Annotated in this window: 11 protein-coding genes; 1 reads left to right on the top strand and 10 read right to left on the bottom strand. The window is 48.6% G+C overall.

Annotation, left to right across the window (positions count from 1 at the left end; genetic code table 11):
- The 9 genes from Q4Q49_RS09130 to Q4Q49_RS09090 form a co-directional block, all read right to left on the bottom strand.
- A partial coding sequence (locus tag Q4Q49_RS09130) for an Ig-like domain-containing protein (protein WP_311999190.1) occupies positions 1–8,252 on the bottom strand: 8,252 nt, incomplete at its 3' end.
- 27 nt (positions 8,253–8,279) lie between these two features.
- Entirely contained in the window at positions 8,280–9,125 is an 846-nt protein-coding gene (locus Q4Q49_RS09125) for a sulfotransferase (RefSeq protein ID WP_311991427.1), read from the bottom strand.
- 72 nt (positions 9,126–9,197) lie between these two features.
- Entirely contained in the window at positions 9,198–9,737 is a 540-nt protein-coding gene (locus Q4Q49_RS09120) for a phage tail protein (protein ID WP_107946247.1), read from the bottom strand.
- Between the two features lie 11 nt (positions 9,738–9,748).
- A complete protein-coding gene (locus Q4Q49_RS09115; RefSeq protein WP_311890582.1) occupies positions 9,749–10,279 on the bottom strand; it encodes a tail fiber protein in 531 nt (176 codons plus the stop codon).
- A gap of 12 nt (positions 10,280–10,291) precedes the next feature.
- Positions 10,292–10,813, bottom strand: a complete 522-nt coding sequence (locus Q4Q49_RS09110; protein WP_311999189.1) for a tail fiber protein — start codon at positions 10,811–10,813, stop codon at positions 10,292–10,294.
- Positions 10,814–10,897: 84 nt separating this feature from the next.
- Positions 10,898–11,389 (bottom strand): GNAT family N-acetyltransferase, encoded by a 492-nt coding sequence (locus Q4Q49_RS09105; protein ID WP_311890580.1) that lies wholly within the window; start codon positions 11,387–11,389, stop codon positions 10,898–10,900.
- 280 nt (positions 11,390–11,669) lie between these two features.
- The gene (locus Q4Q49_RS09100) at positions 11,670–12,794 is read right to left on the bottom strand and encodes a sulfotransferase family protein (protein ID WP_311899481.1); all 1,125 of its coding nucleotides are present in this window, start codon (positions 12,792–12,794) and stop codon (positions 11,670–11,672) included.
- Complete coding sequence (locus tag Q4Q49_RS09095; protein WP_311999188.1) at positions 12,791–14,830, bottom strand: phytanoyl-CoA dioxygenase family protein; 2,040 nt, start codon at positions 14,828–14,830, stop codon at positions 12,791–12,793. Before Q4Q49_RS09095 ends, Q4Q49_RS09100 begins: the two co-directional genes overlap by 4 nt.
- Complete coding sequence (locus Q4Q49_RS09090) at positions 14,808–15,407, bottom strand: aspartyl/asparaginyl beta-hydroxylase domain-containing protein (RefSeq protein ID WP_172481226.1); 600 nt, start codon at positions 15,405–15,407, stop codon at positions 14,808–14,810. Before Q4Q49_RS09090 ends, Q4Q49_RS09095 begins: the two co-directional genes overlap by 23 nt.
- 167 nt (positions 15,408–15,574) lie before the next feature.
- On the opposite strand from Q4Q49_RS09090, the gene yrfG reads away from it, so the two are divergent.
- On the top strand, positions 15,575–16,237 hold the full coding sequence (yrfG, locus tag Q4Q49_RS09085) for a GMP/IMP nucleotidase (protein ID WP_311999187.1): 663 nt from the start codon (positions 15,575–15,577) through the stop codon (positions 16,235–16,237).
- A gap of 78 nt (positions 16,238–16,315) precedes the next feature.
- On the opposite strand, the gene Q4Q49_RS09080 is transcribed toward yrfG, so the two are convergent.
- The gene (locus tag Q4Q49_RS09080; protein WP_006084937.1) at positions 16,316–17,077 is read right to left on the bottom strand and encodes a type II secretion system protein N; all 762 of its coding nucleotides are present in this window, start codon (positions 17,075–17,077) and stop codon (positions 16,316–16,318) included.
- Between the last annotated feature and the right edge of the window lies 1 nt (position 17,078).

Genomic DNA, 17,078 nt, shown 5'->3' with positions numbered 1-17,078 from the left:
GCATCGTTGACGTTGGTCACTGTGATACTGAAGCTTTGCTCGGCTGTTAAGCCGTCCGTGTCGGTGACTTTCAGTGTCACCGCATGACTGCCCACATCGGCATTGCTTGGCGTACCACTTAACACGCCCGTAGCCGCATTGAAGCTCAACCAGCTTGGTTTAGTCACCGCGCTCAATGTCAGTACATCGCCCACATCGGTATCCGCAGCCGCAAAGGTGTAGCTGTACGCCGCATCTTGAGTGGCGGCAATGATAGCTGTTGAACTAATCGTCGGCGCATCGTTGACGTTAGTGACCGTGATGCTGAAGCTTTGCTCTGCCGTTAAGCCGTCCGTGTCGGTGACTTTCAGTGTCACCGCATGACTGCCCACATCGGCATTGCCTGGCGTGCCACTTAACAATCCAGTAGCCGCATTGAAGCTCAACCAGCTTGGTTTAGCCACCGCGCTCAATGTCAGTACATCGCCCACATCGGTATCACTCGCCGCAAAGCTATAGCTGTACGCCGCATCTTGAGTGGCAGCAGTGATGGCCGTTGAACTAATCGTCGGCGCATCGTTGACGTTGGTCACGGTAATGCTGAAGCTTTGCTCTGCCGTTAAGCCGTCCGTATCCGTCACCCGCAGTGTTACTGGGTGTGCACCCACATCGGCATTGCTTGGCGTGCCACTTAACAATCCAGTGGCCGCATTGAAGCTCAACCAACTCGGTTTAGTCACCGCGCTCAATGTCAGTACATCGCCCACATCGGTATCACTCGCCGCAAAGTTGTAGCTGTACGCCGCATCTTGAGTGGCAGCAGTGATGGCCGTTGAACTAATCGTCGGCGCATCGTTGACGTTGGTGACCGTGAGATTGAAAGCGGGCAGGCTCGCACTGAGCACTCCATCACTCACACTGATCACTATTGCCGTCGTCACACCGACATCCGCATTCGTTGGCGTACCGCTTAATTCCCCTGTTGCCGTATTAAAGCTCGCCCATGCAGGTCGATTCGTAATGTCAAAGAGCAGGCTATTACCATCCGCATCTGCACCTGTTGGCACAAAGCTATAAGGTGCACCTTGAGCCACATTCGTCGCGGGTATTCCCAAAATAGTCGGAGCACTATTCACCACAACCTCGAAGGTTTGAGTACTAGTATTACCCGCACCATCTTCGAGCGTAAGGGTGATGGTACTGGTACCCGAGCCAAGCGCAGTCACAGTCACACTTCTGTCGGCATTGCTTCCTGCTAATACAACATCCGCCAGTGGGACCACTGTGGTATCCGAACTCGCTGGCGTCACAAGAATATCCGTCACAGCGGTTACATCATCGGCAATAGTAAACGCGAGCGTAGATGAACTCTCGCCAGGTTGAATGTGTTGATTATCAATTACTGAGGAAGTGGGCGCACTCGTATCAATAGTCACAGATAGAGCGCTCGATGCGACACTGCTATTTCCTGCAATATCAGTAGCAACCGCTGTGATGCTATGGGTGCCCGCACTCACGTTGGTCGCACTAACGCTCCAATCACCACTGCCATCCGCATTGACAGTGCCAAGCTCACCATCAAGTTGGCTGCTAAGGACGACACTGGCACCAGCCTCTGCAGTCCCCGTCAACACGAGTGTTGTATTCTTGGTGATGTTATCCGCGGAACTCGTCCCCGAATCGCTTGCTGCATCCAGATCTGGCGTAGATGGAGCAGCTGGCGCCGTTGAGTCTTGAGTAATAGTGGGGACATTCTGGGGTGCGGAAACATTGCTCGCTGCATCGCTGGCAATCACAACGAAATTATTGTCGCTGTCCGTCGATAATGAGGCACTCAGAGTCCAAGTGCCCGCGACCACTATAGTGTCATCCAACACAGTCGCGTTATCGGCAACACCGTCATTATCCACATCGGCATAGAGGCTGATTGTCACCCCATCGTCAGGGTGCGTTCCGCTGATCAATGTCGTTGCCAGATTGGTACTTATAGTGCCAGCAGGCGCAGTAACAATAGGATCGACGGGAGCCGTCGTATCGACAATCACATCGACACTGCTCCACTGGCTGTAGCTTAAGTCGGCATCATTGCTACCCGCATCCCGCATAGTGTCGCCATTAAGTGCTATGCCATTGGTATCGACAATTAAACCACTCGCCCCCGTGTTATCACCCGCTTGGACTGTATATCTATAGGTCAGCACACCGCCGGTAGCAGACACGAATACCGCTTGACGAGCCACACCATCGATATCGAGCGACAGTGTAGAGAGTGTGCCAGAAACAGTCACATCCTCGGTCAAGGTGACAGTGATATCGATAGTGCTGCCGACACCATAATGCCCATCGCTAACGGCGACGACATCCACTGTAGGCACTGTGGCATCTTTCGATATGGTATCGGTCACGGCGGGGCTAGAAACATTACCCGCCGCATCTGTCAGGGTCAGGCTCACTGTCAAAGTGCCATCCCCTAAGCCACTCACATCTATATTGATGAGCTGTTGTGACGCACTCACGACGGCAATAGTGCCAGTGACAGGCGTGCCTGAACTGCCGGTAATAGTGTAATTTGCGCTGGTTCCCACCTCCGCACTCGCTAAGGTCAGGCTAATCGCATTTTGATTTGCCTGAGTCACCGACGTCTGGTCAAAACTGACGCTCGAAATAGTTGGTGCATCCGTATCGACCGAGTGTGCGGTGCCGGCACTATAGGCACCGAGTGCATTACCCGCATCATCGACAATATCACTCGCTGTGTGGCCGACCTTCAGACTACCCGTACCCGATATGCCATTAACAGTGACGGCAATACCGGTTCCAGAGCTAGCGGAAACGCTCGAAATAGTACCAGATACGGTGCCTGTGCTCACCAGGGCAAAATCATCCGTCGTCAGGCTATTCACCGATTCGCTAAAGGCGAGGTTGAATATCACACTGGCATCCGCCGCGGCACCTCCTGCAGGGGCCGAGCTGGTTATCGAGGGAATTTGTGTATCGAGCGTAAGCGCAAGTGCCGTCGACACCGCGCCAGTATTGCCCGCAACATCGGTCGCAGTGGCCGTAATATTATGCGCTGAATTACTGGTTAATAGCGGCGTGGTAAACGACCAATTTCCAGAACCATCTGCCGTTGTTGTACCCAATACACCATCGATGCTGCTCGTGAGCGTCACAGTACTATTCGCCTCGGCGCTGCCTGTGACTGTCGGGGTGGTATCGCTGGTTAAATTATCTGTACTGATGATCCCGGAATCGGAAGCCGTGGCAAGATCCAGCCCCGAAGGTGCTAAAGGCGCATCGCGATCGACAGTATGACTTGCACCACCGGTATAAGCGGCGGTATAGCCGTTGGTTCCATTACCGTTACCGGAAGCATCTTGGATATTGGAATTCGCCTTGACATCGAGTCTCAGGCTACCCGTGCCGCTCACAGTATTCACAGTCACATCAACACTGTTTCCAGATGCCGCAGAAACGCTGGCAATACTGCCACTGGCCGAGCCTGTTGCCGTGAGCACAAAATCATCGGTAGATAGATTGCTCGCTATCTCATCAAAACTCACAGTGAACACTAGACTAGCCGCATTCGCTGCGGGCGATCCCGTCACGACAATCCCAGTCACCACCGGTGGTGTAACATCGGCAACGGTAAAGTTCCAATCGGTTTTATTGCTAATCCCAGCGTAAAGGTTACCCACCAAGTCGGTAATAGCCCCATTAGCGATTTGAATGTAATAACTGGTGTTTTCAACTAGATTCGCGGTTGGGTTAATAGTCAACATGCCACCAGCTGTACTTAACTGTCCCGCATGTGCAGTCACATCAATGGTCGCTACGGCCAGATCATCGGCGTCGTAGATCACTATATTGCCGGTACCGAGTTGAATATCTTCATTCATAGTCAGCACAAAATTGGCACTAACTGCCACCCCAATATCGCCATCTAGTGGGTTAACACTCTGTACTGTTGGCGTGGCTGTATCTATCGCATAGTTATTGGAATCCGTTGTGCCTGTGCCTGCATTACCAGCCGCATCGGCCACCCCAGTGTTATCCAATGTAATGATGTTGGTTGCATCCGTCACACTGGCGGTTGGCGTCAAAGTCGCCGTCCAGGTAATGCCCCCGTCACCGCTGCTGACCACAGTTAAAGTGCCGTTGGCAATAGTCAGATCCGCATTGGTAAAACCAGTCACTGCCTCATTAAAAGTGAAGGTCACCAGGGACGTTTCACCAACCGCTAATGCAGTGTCCGCGACGACTATTGTGGCCGTTGGGCGTGTTGTATCTATGGCATAGTTGTTGGAATCCGCTGTGCCTGTGCCTGCATTACCAGCCGCATCGGCCACCCCAGTGTTATCCAATGTAATGATGTTGGTTGCATCCGTCACACTGGCGGTTGGCGTCAAAGTCGCCGTCCAGGTAATGCCACCGTCACCGCTGCTGACCGCAGTTAAAGTGCCGTTGGCAATAGTCAGATCCGCATTGGTAAAACCAGTCACAGCTTCACTAAAAGTGAAGGTCACCAGGGACGTTTCACCAACCGCTAATGCAGTGTCCGCGACGACTATTGTGGCCGTTGGGCGTGTTGTATCTATGGCATAGTTGTTGGAATCCGTTGTGCCTGTGCCCGCATTACCAACCGCATCGGCCACTCCAGTGTTATCCAATGTAATGATGTTGGTTGCATCCGTCACACTGGCGGTTGGCGTCAAAGTCGCCGTCCAGGTAATGCCACCATCCGATGAACTCACCGCACTTAATGTTCCATTCGCGATGGTAAGGTCCGCATTGGTAAAGCCAGTCACTGCCTCACTGAAAGTAATGGTGACCAATGACGTTTCACCAGCACCCAAAGCTGTATCAGCAACAACCAGTGACGCGGTTGGCCTTGTACTGTCAATTGCATAATTGTTGGAATCAGTTGTGCCTGTTCCCGCGTTACCTGCTGCATCTGTGATGCCAGTATTATCCAATGTGATGACATTAGTAGCATCGGTAATACTGGCCGTCGGTGTTAAAGTTGCAGTCCAAGTAATACCACCATCACCAGAACTCACCGCGCTCAGTGTTCCATTGGCAATCGTTAAATCTGCGTTAGTAAATCCTGTCACCGCTTCACTGAAAGTAATAGTGACCAACGAGGTTTCACCAATCGCCAGTGCAGTACCGGCAACCACTATTGAGGCTGTGGGGCGAGCAGTATCAATTGCATAGTTATTGGAATCAGTCGTTCCGCTTCCTGTATTACCAGCAGCGTTTTGTACACCGGTATTAGCTAGAGTGATGACATTGCTGGTATCCGTAATACTGGCTGTGGGTGTGAAGGTGGCCGTCCAAGTAATGCCGCCATCACCAGAACTCACCGCACTTAAGCTTCCATTAGCAATGGTTAAATCAGCATTGCTAAATCCAGTCACCGCTTCGCTGAAGGTGATTGTGACTAACGAAGTTTCACCTGCTGCAAGAGCTGTATCAGCAACGACAATTGATGCCGTAGGGCGCACAGTGGATATGGCGTAATTGTTGGAATCAGTAGTACCCGTTCCTGCGTTGCCTGCAGTATCGGTCACACCAGTGTTATCAAGTCTGACCAGGTTAGTGGCATCCGCAATACTGGCTGTCGGCGTCAATGTCGCCGTCCAAGTGATGCCTCCATCGCCAGAACTCACCGCACTCAAAGTACCATTCGCAATCGTTAAATCGGCGTTAGTAAAACCTGTCACCGCTTCACTGAAGGTGATTGTCACCAGAGAGGTTTCACCGGCTAACAAACTTGTATCCGCCACAACCAGCGAAGCCGTTGGACGCAGGCTGTCAATTGCATAATTATTGGAATCAGTAGTTCCGCTTCCTGCGTTACCTGCTGCATCTGTTACACCGGTATTATCCAAAGTGATCAGGTTGGTGGCATCGGTAATACTGGCGGTAGGAGTCAATGTTGCCGTCCAGGTAATGCCGCCATCACCAGAGCTCACCGCACTCAAAGTACCATTGGCAATGGTTAAATCGGCGTTGGTAAAACCAGTCACCGCTTCACTGAATGTGACGGTGACCAATGAAGTTTCATCTACAGCCAGTGCGGTATCAGCAACCACTATTGAAGCAATGGGACGAACCGTATCGATTGCATAATTGTTGGAATTAGTAGTACCTGTTCCTGTATTGCCTGATGCATCGCTTACACCCGTGTTAGCAAGCGTGATGACATTGGTGGCATCAGTAGTACTGACCGTAGGTGTAAAGGTGGCTGTCCAGGTGACACCACCATCACCGGAACTCACCGTACTGAGTGTGCCGTTGGCGATGGTTAAATCTGCGTTAGTAAATCCTGTCACCGCTTCACTGAACGTAATGGTGACCAGCGGGGTTTCACCAATCGACAGCGCTGTATCAGCCACCACAATTGATGCTGTGGGGCGGGCGGTATCTACGGCGTAATTGTTGGAGTCTGTTGTACCCGTTCCAGCATTGCCTGCCGCATCGGTCATGCCAGTGTTGTCCAGTGTGATCAGGTTACTGGCATCAGTAGTACTGGCTGTGGGAGTCAATGTAGCCGTCCAGGTAATGCCTCCATCACCAGAACTCACTGCACTCAAAGTACCATTCGCAATCGTTAAATCCGCATTGGCAAATCCCGTCACCGCTTCACTGAAAGTGATGGTAACCAGCGAGGTTTCCCCAACCATCAAGGCGTTATCGGCAACTACAATTGTTGCTGTTGGTCGCGATGTATCAATAGTGAAATTACCGGAATTGGTGGTGCCGCTTCCTGGTGTTGATGTAGCAACGCTGCTGACGCCAGTCATGTTAACCGTAAATACGTTTGTTGCATCGGTAATACTAGCTGTTGGTGTGAAAGTTGCCGTCCAGGTAGTGCCACCATCACCAGAGCTTACAGCGCTCAGTGAACCATTTGGAATAGTGATATCAGCATTGGTAAAACCGGTAACCGCCGTTGAAAATGTAAAAGTGACTGTGGAGGTTTCGCCTGCTCTCAGTGCTGAATCCGATAAGTTAACGCTGCTGAGTGTTGGGGTAACAGCAGGCGGTGTATTAACAGCGCCTTGGATGGTAAAACTTCTGAACTCAAACTTGGCGACGTCAGCCGCTTGGGTACAGTTTGTACTGCAATCAAAATAGAGCTTAAAACCTGTCAGCTTAACCCCGGAAAATGCGGTTAGTTGCCCCGATTCGAAAGTAAAGGATTCACCGAAAGTACTAGTGCCATTTATTGTAGAAGAGTTGACCGTGCCCCCCCCCCGAACCATACCCACAATCCGCACATTGGTGAAGTTATGGGTATACTCTCCACTACTTAAGCCTGTGAGCTCAAACGCAGTAGTATTGGTTCCGTCTGCCTTTAAATAGAAATAGTGATTACTATTAATATTGGGAGTACCGGTCAAGATATAAGCAATGTCTCCATAAATTCCAACATCCCGTACACTATCATTTCCATCCGTTGCCGTTAATCTGAAATCGGTAGTACTAAGTTCTGTAGTGAGATTTCCTGACCAACCAGAAAATGTTTTTGTACCATTCGAAGCCGCTAATACACCCGAAAAATCCCTTAACGCCTTCTCAGAAAACGCCAACGTAGATTCAACATTTCCGCTTGTAACTTCTAAATCCCAGTCGCCCTGTAATTCGGCATTACCGGTTAAATTATTGGAGGCGGCAACATCCAAACCGGTGTTATTGCTGATGATATCCAACAGCGCTTCACCGGCTTCATTCGCGGCCAGATCGCAACCGTAAAATAATAAATCGCCACCTTCACGCACCGCGCCTTTTAGCGCGGCAAATGCGTGCACTTCATGCTGGATTGTCTCCGGGGTAATACGTGAATTACCGAGCAAAATAGCACCCGCTTGTGCGTGGGAGACCACATGAATAGCGGCGAGATTTTTGTGACCTTCAAGGGCATTAATTAATTGCGGTAATCCAGCGATAGAAGAATCTAACTCCACCAATTGCATGCCCGGTTTAAGGGCGCGACGCAATACCAATTTATCAGCCTCAGTCACTGCGCCATCAACAATCACCAGCTCACGCACCGGATGTGCACTCTGGATATCCAGTTGATCGCCAGATAAATCAATTAGATCCTGTGGTAGAGAGGTGTCTGAACGCAATGATAGATCGGTCGATGCACTTATCGATGCATTCAAATAGGAGCGTTGATAACTCGGCGCCGCGATTGCACCCGCACCATAGAGTCCAAATGGTAATAACAGCGAGGAAAGCCCACTAAGCAGTGTGTGTCTCATGATAAGTGATTCCCTTCATTTTTTGCATTAGGTGCTACAGGTTTTCTTACTTGCCAGATTTTTACTTGCAATAATATTGGCTGCAGTGCCAGTACTATCCAGCCAGAAGTCCATCTCTTGATATTTCATAAATAAGTCAGGCGGTAAAATACTGCGCCGACTTTTGTATTCCACTTTCTGTTTAACGCTGTGCAAACCTTTGACCCCGAGATTGTGGTCAAACTCATTTTCAGCATAGTCGACATGATTAAAATCGTGCTCAAATTGCGGTTCGCCAATAAAACGATAGATTAATTCCAGCGTGCGTGCCGGATGCTGAGTAAGCAGGTCGTAATCCACTAATAGCAAGCGATCAGAAAACTCGCCGTAATAGGCTTCCTTGAGTGCCGTCCATGCACTCCCTACCGAACCACCAGCGTTGATTAATGACTCACAGCGGCTATACACAGTCTGACGCGAGGCCGCGTTAAACATGCGACTATAGTCAAATGGATTTTTACGGTAAATCACTTCAAAACTATCCATAATCCAAGCCGGATTGCGCACACAACAAATCACTTTAAAATCATCAACCAGCTCTACCAATTGGTGCAAACGGGCAGTCCAGTGACGGTTGGTGTCGAAAATCACCGGATGGCTTTTATCTTGGTAATAAGCATCAATTAATGCCCGACAAATGACCTTACGTTTATGTTCATCGAAAAATGAATAGGACTCACTACCCGCCCCCATTTGTTCGAGGGCGCCATTCACAAGCCCTGCCACAGGGCTACTCATAGCCGCATGAAAGCGTGGATTTTGCCGAAGTATACCTGCGAGCAGCGTCGAGCCTGCACGCGGTAAACCTGAAATAAAATGTAATTTGTTTGGCATCAATGTGACTTACTAATTAAAAATATTTATTAAAAAAACTTCCCGACAAACATGCCGGGAATCATTCATCAATTAATTGCGTGCCGGAAATACACCATAAAGGGCAATGCAATAATTCAATGCCAGAAATGGCTGACGGTTTTCATGGGGTAGACCACCACCACTTATACCTAAAGTCTGTGGTGCCATAGCGGTATTTAATGTACCCGGTGCGGTCTGCATATAGTTGACGATACCACTGCCACCACGAATATCCTTGGCCAGATAGGTATTCGCTGCCGGAGAAGGCAAAGTCCCCTGATTATTCAAACCGGTCAGCGTGTGGTTGTGTGCTGGCATTTCAGTGGAGATCAGCGTCACCCCATTTTCGCCAAACTGTTCACCCCAATCCCATATTCTCAGTCCGGGCCCCTGACCTACGCCCGCAACGACCTGCCCCTGCAAATTAGGCAATTGGAACGTGGTTGTACCATTGCCACCATACGTAATTCCGATAATTGAAAACAATGCGGTATTACTTGCGATTGACAATATTTGGCCATTACACAGCGCCCAATTGTGGGGAGCGAAGCTGAATGGCAACAAACGGATTTCACCAATAAATGGATCCATAATTTCGCTCCTTAATTACGCGATGGGAAAATGCCTTCAATACACATGATGTAATTTATCGCTGTGGTAGGCATGATGTTATTGTGTGGTTGTGTTCCCCCGGTGGCTTGCACACTGAGTGCATTCATAACTTGGGGATCGGCACCGCTAGTTGGCAAAGGAGCATAAATATTATCGGTATTGCTGTGGGCAAACACATTACCCGTGGGACTGGGTGATGTGGAGGGACTTGCTGTACTCGCCGAAAAACTGTGGCTGTGTGAAGGTATTTGCGGTGTTAACAAGGTCACGGATTCAACACCAAATTGCTGGCCGATAACACGGGGAGTAAGACCCGCGCCGTTGCCCTGCCCAACCGGAAGCCGGCCGCGCAAATCTGGCAGCTGGAAAGTGGTGACTCCATCGCCGCCGTATGTCGTTCCAATCAGAGCGAAAAGCGTCGTCTGCTCACTAATACTTAATAGCTGACCCGCGCACAACATCCAACCCCTCGGTGCAAAGCTACCCGCAAACAGACGGATATCACCAATATAAGCATCCATAGTGATTCTCCTCTAGTTACGTGAAGGGTAAATGCCTTGAGTGGCAATGCAATAATTCATCACCAGCGAAGGCTGGCAATTCTGATGGGGTTGGTTACCGCCGGTATTGGATACCGTTGCAGGATCCAACGCTTGCAAACTTGCAGCGGGTTCATACAAATTGACAGCGCCTGCGTTGTTCTTGGCAGCGGCAATATTATTGCCTGCAAAAAGCACGGTATCGCCCGCCGTAGAACTGGCCATCACAAGGTGATTGTGGGCTGGCAGGTTGTTGGGTACTAGGGTTACATTTTCTGCACCAGCCTTGCTACCCTGTGGCAAACCCATAGCAGCATTAGGGTGAGCCGGTGCGCGACCACGTAAATCCGGCAATGCAAAGGTATTGACACCGTCTCCACCGTAGGTCGTACCCAATAATGAAAAAAGCGCTTGATTGGAATTGATTGGCAATAATTGCCCGGCACACAAAACCCAATATTTAGGTGCCCATTCGTAGGGGAGAAGCTTAATTTCTCCAAGAAAATTATCAGACATCCATGACTCCTTAATAAAAGCAAACCTGTCCAAACATCATCAGGTTGATTACACACGCTTTCCACTACCCCGAAACAACACTACCTATGGTGATGGCCACGATAGCCACTCTTGGGTAGGTGATATTTCAAAAGGTAAGAAACCCAAGCGGAGATATAACTGTTTCGCACGCATATTTTGTCGATCAACACTCAGACTCACACTCGCCTCTTTTGCTTGGGCATAGGCTTTTACCGAGTCCAAAATGACTGAACCGTAACCATAGCCACGAAATTGCGGCGCGATGACAAAGTCGACGATATGGACACCGTTAGCAGAGGGATTAAGTATGATTTTGCCAATAGAAATTGATTGATATTCAATGATTAGAGTCACAGCTTGAGGGTATTGGGCAGCGTAACCCGCTTGCTGTAAGCGGTATTGTTGTTGCACTAACAGCTCTCGTTGCTGTGGGGAAAGCGGTAATAGAGACAGTTCCGTCCTTGCAGAACAAAATAGTGCAAATACAAAAGCATCGTCATTTTTATACGCGTAACGCAATGAATAGGCTTTAGGTAATACTATGTCTTCTACCATCAAACACATTCCCTGTAATAATTAACTCTGACAGCGCTGTATAGTTCATTAATTCGCCGTGGCAGCTCGGCTCGGGGTTAACGAGCAAAACTCGACAAATCGAATGACAGGTTTAAAGAGTGACTCAGGGGAATGCGTTCGCAGAATAAAACGGCTAACTGCTTGGAGGTACATGATTGCATTTTCCATCCCTAGAATAAAAACGTTAACTTGCTGATATTTTTTAATATAGATAGTTGGCTAAAGCTAGTTCACATCACACAAAAATACAAGATTCATGTTAACTTTTAGTTTCAAAAAGGTGAAGATTAGACCAGTTACAATAACGGTGGATCTGTTCTTTTTGCTTAGCCGAAAAAAAACTTTGTTTAGATTGTGAATCTGCTACAAAGGGCTGCGTGGCTGTTTTAGAGTGTATTAACTGGCATTGTTCGACTTGACTGCACTCTTCTTGAGAGAGATCCAACGAAAACCAGTTTGCGATTTTATTCGCTATCGCGGGTAACAGCTCCTGATAATCCACGACCATCACTTGGCTACACTGACTCATCTCTAAGCCATAATCCAATAACAAGCGCAATACCTTGCATTGATACTCCAGTATCGACTCCTCCTCTGGTACTGATAATTCACGGAATAAAGGTCGAGATGGTTGTCGCACCATATGATATCCAGCAGACTTTTGCTGTGAGGCTAAGATCTCGACGGGGTCTCTAAGTAGCAATAACACAGGAACTTGAGGATAAAGTGATAGGATCAAGGGCCAAAACTGCAAATCCCACGCATTCCATTTAATCAACAAATGCTGTTCAGGATGAAACAACTGACCTTGAGTGTTAATGCAAAATGTTAAAGCCGCACGTCTTTGTGTGTCTGATAGGCTCCCGTCCAGTAACACTTGAGTCAGCAAAGGCGATTCAGATAACACCCTGCATTTAGATAACCCAGCAAAACTGCGCGACACTAAGGTAGAGCCACAGCGGGAGAGGTGAAATATGAATCCGGCAGGCTGCACTTGTTCTACTAGTCCCGAAAGATTTGGCGCAGGTAAGAGAGCGGTTTTAGGTTTGATCAAGACTGACAATAACTGACCCCGCACGGCAGAAATATGCTCCGAGTAGAATGGGTGAATCGGTTTTTCTGCGGCGGACATCCACTCTAATACTCTGCGTTTAGGGTCATAGTCTGCTGGCACCCAAAACTGGCATAAAAGGGAAAAATCTGGAGCTAAGGTTTGCCGATTCCCTGCCCACAAAATCGCCAGCAACGCCTCATCACCATAATCTGGCAAACACCAAAATCGCCGCAAATATTGGCAAAACCCAACCATAGTCGTCGCCTTGCCTAGCTCTCTCAAGGCTGCGGGGTTATGGACTAACGACCAATAGCATTGTTCTGGATTCATAAGGGATACATGTTTATGTACTGCACCATACGCGGTAGTTTAGCCCGATTCGGGCTTGCGCCATGGGGCAAGGCATGGTGCCAAATGATTAAATCACCTGCATTAGCGGCGATTGGTTTAACTGGCCAGCATGACCAATCCTGTTGCTGTAACTCTATACCAGACTTGCTCTGGCTACGCAGCCACTCCTCTATCTTGAGATGAAATCCGGGGACACAACAAAATGCACCTTGCTCGGCACTCGTATCAGTTAAATAAATTAACCCTTGCGTCGCAAACTTAACGGGTAGCTGTAGCGGCATATCCCAATGCATATCGGGCCCAGGAAAACGCCATATCTGTGTTTCAGGAGGATTGAAGCTGACTCTGTCGGTTGTCATGACTAAATCGGTTCGCTGCCATAATTGTTCAAACACTTGACGGATTTTGGGGGCTTGTCGATTCGCGTCCAGTTGCGGATGGCGAAACAGTTGTAGCATTATTTTCTGCATAAACTCATGAGCTTGATACCAAGTGGCGGGATCTTGTTCATTGGCACCTAACTGCTGCCAAATAAAATCTCGAGTTACGGCGCATTGCTCTGCCGTGAGCACATGCGGGATCACTAAGTAGCCTTCACTACGCCAAAAATTGAGTTGTGACTCGCTGAGTACTACAGCCGGATTTGAGTCTTCAACCTCTGCTGAATTGAAGTCTTCGACTTCTGGTACAGTGACCGATGGCGTTAATCCATGGGAAATAGTGCTTAATTGCTGATTAATCGCAGCAATATCCGCAGCTGTCAGCTTGGCTATTTGCTGAATGTAAGCGACAAAAGCTGACAGATGGTCATGTTGATATAAGGCTCTCAAACCCGGCTCTAGCCCTATTCCACAAAGATCCAGCAAGGTTTTATCTAAGTGCCATTCATTAGCCAGTTCAATGAATGACTCCCCCCGTTTGCGTAGCTGTATCTTTTGCCAAAGCCGCTGCAAATGATAAATGCCTAAGCAGCTCAGATCGTCACTCGACACAAGCACAGGTTTTTGCGCTATAACATCAAACACAAAATCGGGATGAGCGCCCTGCTCATACCGAAAACTGAGAGTTGAAAGAGGCTTAAGCCAATGCTCGCGTCGATATCGAGGCAGAGTGAGTTGGGATTGGTTTTCGCTCAGCGTGGAATGACCATAGATTTGAATGGAAGTCGTGAACTTAAGCGTTACCGCACTCGGGCTGAAATCGGGGAGCAGTAAAGTACCAGCCAAGAAGCTACGATCTCCATCTGCAAGTAAGCGCGCAGTTTGCAGGTTGAGTGCAAACAAAGGTCCTAAATAATGCGTCTCCACACAATCCTGCATAGTACGACACTCAAGCCAAGCGTCTAACTCAATATTTTGCGGAATAAGCACGCCATCATCCGCAAGATACGCCTGTAAGTGGCTGAATATCTGGACCTGAGGCTCCTGTTGCAGCAGATGCTTCATGGTTTCAGAGACTATCATATCGAACTTTACTACAGCTTCTGGTTGCCAAACTGTGGCATCGGCGCAGACATACGTTGCCACACGATCTGCTAAATCAAAGTGTTCAATAAGCTTGGTGACTTTATCTAACGAGGCAGGGTGAATGTCGAGCAAGGTGACTTGAATCTGACTTGCAGAAAACAGCGGCAGTAATGGTAATAACAACCAGGCAAAAGGTCCTGTTCCCGCATACAAAATCTGTATTGGCCGTTGCGGATTTAGCGCCAACTTATCCTGTATAGCCTGATAAATGCCCTGAATAAACACTCGCCCACGCTCAGGATCTTCAGCACACTGCGCCGCAGTAGTGAGCGACACAGCCTTACCAAAAGGTGTCATACTCGCCTCGGTATCCAAAAAATACTCGGGGTGAAGCTCAATTTTCGTCATAGCGCATAATTGTGCCAGCATGGGATCGATAAGCCGTTTAGCCTCCCCTGCCGAAGAGGCCTGTAATAGCGCGTTGGCGAAGTGAATTAACGCTTTAATATCTGCACTTTGTCCTGATTCAACCCCTGAACTTTGCGGCATAGACCAACTCCCTTAGCCAAGTATTCACTTCACAATCAATCACTAGGTTGATGCGTGCATCCTGTCCTTTATTCTCGACCCAATGGACTTGATCGGCATTGATATACCAAAGCTCGCCAGCCTGCATGGGTACACGTTTCTCATCCACATAAAAATTTAACGCATCATTCGTTTGCAGTGGTAAATGCAGTCTTGCCTCACCTTGCTCTAGGCAGAGCCCTTGATCTCTATGTGGTTTGATTTCAGCCCCCGCATGTAAGCGCATCAAACGCACAGATTTCACTGGGCAGGTTAGGGATTGCAGAAAACGGCATAATGTAGGGCTCGATTCGAGACGAGGCAGATCATTCCAGTGAGCCTGTGTAGAGATTGAGAAGGCTTGCAAGATAGGATGTGCTGTTTGATACTCGGCGGCGCAGCGCAAAGGCAACACATCCCAACCGCCCTGATCCCCTTGACGATAATCACGCTGATTTACGTGGGGTAGCCAGTCTTGCAGCAGCAAAGCATTCAGCTCTTGCTGTAAACTAAGGGAGTTTGGAACTTGAGCTAATAGGGCAAAAGAACAGATATCCATATCCAACCGCTTAATTTTCAGACTAAAAATAATTAGTCATCCAAGACTAGCACAAAGATATGAGCATACAAGTTGCGTGAATAATCATAATGACAGCCTTTGAAAATCACCCTGCTCACGCGTCAATCGCAGGCGTTGTTCATCATGCAAAGAATAGGAAATACCCAATGTTTAACTGGAAGACTATCGATACGGTTCTGCTCGACATGGACGGCACGCTATTGGATTTGCACTTCGATAATCATTTTTGGCTGAGTTTAGTGCCACTGGAATTAAGCAGGCAACGGGGTTTGAGCACGGACGAAGCGCAGCAGTTAGTTGTAAATGCCTATGAGAAAGTCGTCGGCACACTCGATTGGTACTGCCTCGATTATTGGCAGGAGCAGCTACAACTCGACATTATGGGTTTGCATCGCACTTTGGTCGATCGCATTCAGCTGCGCCAAGACAGTATGCCGTTTTTGGCGGCCTTAGCCGCTGCGGGTAAACAGCGGATTTTGGTGACCAATGCCCACCCTAAGAGTCTCGCCCTAAAGCTTGAACATACCGAACTAGCAACAGGGCTCGATGCCATGATTTCCAGCCACGAGACAGGTTACCCTAAGGAACACCCACAATTTTGGCTCACCATATTTGAAAAGTTTCAACTTGAGCCAAGTCGCTGCCTCTTTATCGACGATAGCGAACCCATACTCAAGGCTGCTAAACTTGCCGGCGTAGGTCATCAGTTGGGGATTGCTAACCCAGACAGTAAAAAGCCAGTCAAAGTCTTTCAAGATTTCCCCGCGATTACCGACTATCACTCGCTACTCAATGATCTAACACGATAAAAAGACAATAAAAAAGGCACCTAAGGTGCCTTCGTTTTCATTCATAATGCAGATCTATCATCGCGCGCTGAAACAGCACTATAGCCCAGGAATACGCCCCTGATATACCACAGGAAAATAACCGTCGCTGCCGCGTTTGCCTAGCATACCCAGTGACTTACGCATATCTTCTGGTTGCTCAGCCGTTTCTTTAATCTTAGCTGCTACTTTGACCATATTGCCTTCGTCTAACTGCAAGGTGCCGACGATACCGAGCTGGTTTTTGGCTTCATCTGTGGCTAATTGCGCTTTGCCATCAACGCAACTCAGGCCGAGTTCGATATTGCCTAGTGGATAATTGCCAAACTGGTTTTTAACATTGGTTTGATTCAAAAACAGCTTACCAGACAATTGCTCGCACCAAGGTTTACCTTGCTCTAACGTCTCAACTAATAGGCTGACTTCACCGGAGATTTCGGTTTTAAAGGGCAGTTTTGCATTGCCGAGTAAAAAGCTATCTGGCGCTTCGAAACGTAAACCCTGCGCACTTAAGCCGCCCATGGACCAAGAGACTAATCCCTTAGCGCTGACAGGTGTGGCGCGGCTGCCCACTTGAAAATCAACTTTCACTTTACCTAACAACAAGGCCCAAGGGCTGAGATCCCAACGCACTTGTTCTAACTGGCGTTGCGGCATACTTAAGGTTTCTATGTTGCCAGACCAAATACTGCCGCTCACACCCGAAACACTAATATTTGCAGGTAATGGCGCTAACGCTATCGCAATCTTAGCGGGAAATAGAACGACTAAAAATACTAAATAAATCAGTACGCCTATGATGACTTTTTTTATCAAACTCACA

The sequence above is a fragment of the Shewanella sp. SP1S1-7 genome, assembly GCF_031932105.1.
Classification (GTDB): domain Bacteria; phylum Pseudomonadota; class Gammaproteobacteria; order Enterobacterales; family Shewanellaceae; genus Shewanella; species Shewanella baltica.
The sequence above is the reverse complement of the archived record's forward strand: the minus strand, read 5'-3'. Positions and strand labels throughout refer to the sequence as shown.

Coding starts and splice junctions, on each gene's coding strand:
- Q4Q49_RS09110 (WP_311999189.1), bottom strand. CDS start 10,813: ATGTCTGATAATTTTCTTGGAGAAATTAAGCTTCTCCCCTACGAATGG.
- Q4Q49_RS09120 (WP_107946247.1), bottom strand. CDS start 9,737: ATGGATCCATTTATTGGTGAAATCCGTTTGTTGCCATTCAGCTTCGCT.
- Q4Q49_RS09115 (WP_311890582.1), bottom strand. CDS start 10,279: ATGGATGCTTATATTGGTGATATCCGTCTGTTTGCGGGTAGCTTTGCA.
- Q4Q49_RS09105 (WP_311890580.1), bottom strand. CDS start 11,389: ATGGTAGAAGACATAGTATTACCTAAAGCCTATTCATTGCGTTACGCG.
- yrfG (WP_311999187.1), top strand. CDS start 15,575: ATGTTTAACTGGAAGACTATCGATACGGTTCTGCTCGACATGGACGGC.
- Q4Q49_RS09100 (WP_311899481.1), bottom strand. CDS start 12,794: ATGAATCCAGAACAATGCTATTGGTCGTTAGTCCATAACCCCGCAGCC.
- Q4Q49_RS09125 (WP_311991427.1), bottom strand. CDS start 9,125: ATGCCAAACAAATTACATTTTATTTCAGGTTTACCGCGTGCAGGCTCG.
- Q4Q49_RS09090 (WP_172481226.1), bottom strand. CDS start 15,407: ATGGATATCTGTTCTTTTGCCCTATTAGCTCAAGTTCCAAACTCCCTT.
- Q4Q49_RS09095 (WP_311999188.1), bottom strand. CDS start 14,830: ATGCCGCAAAGTTCAGGGGTTGAATCAGGACAAAGTGCAGATATTAAA.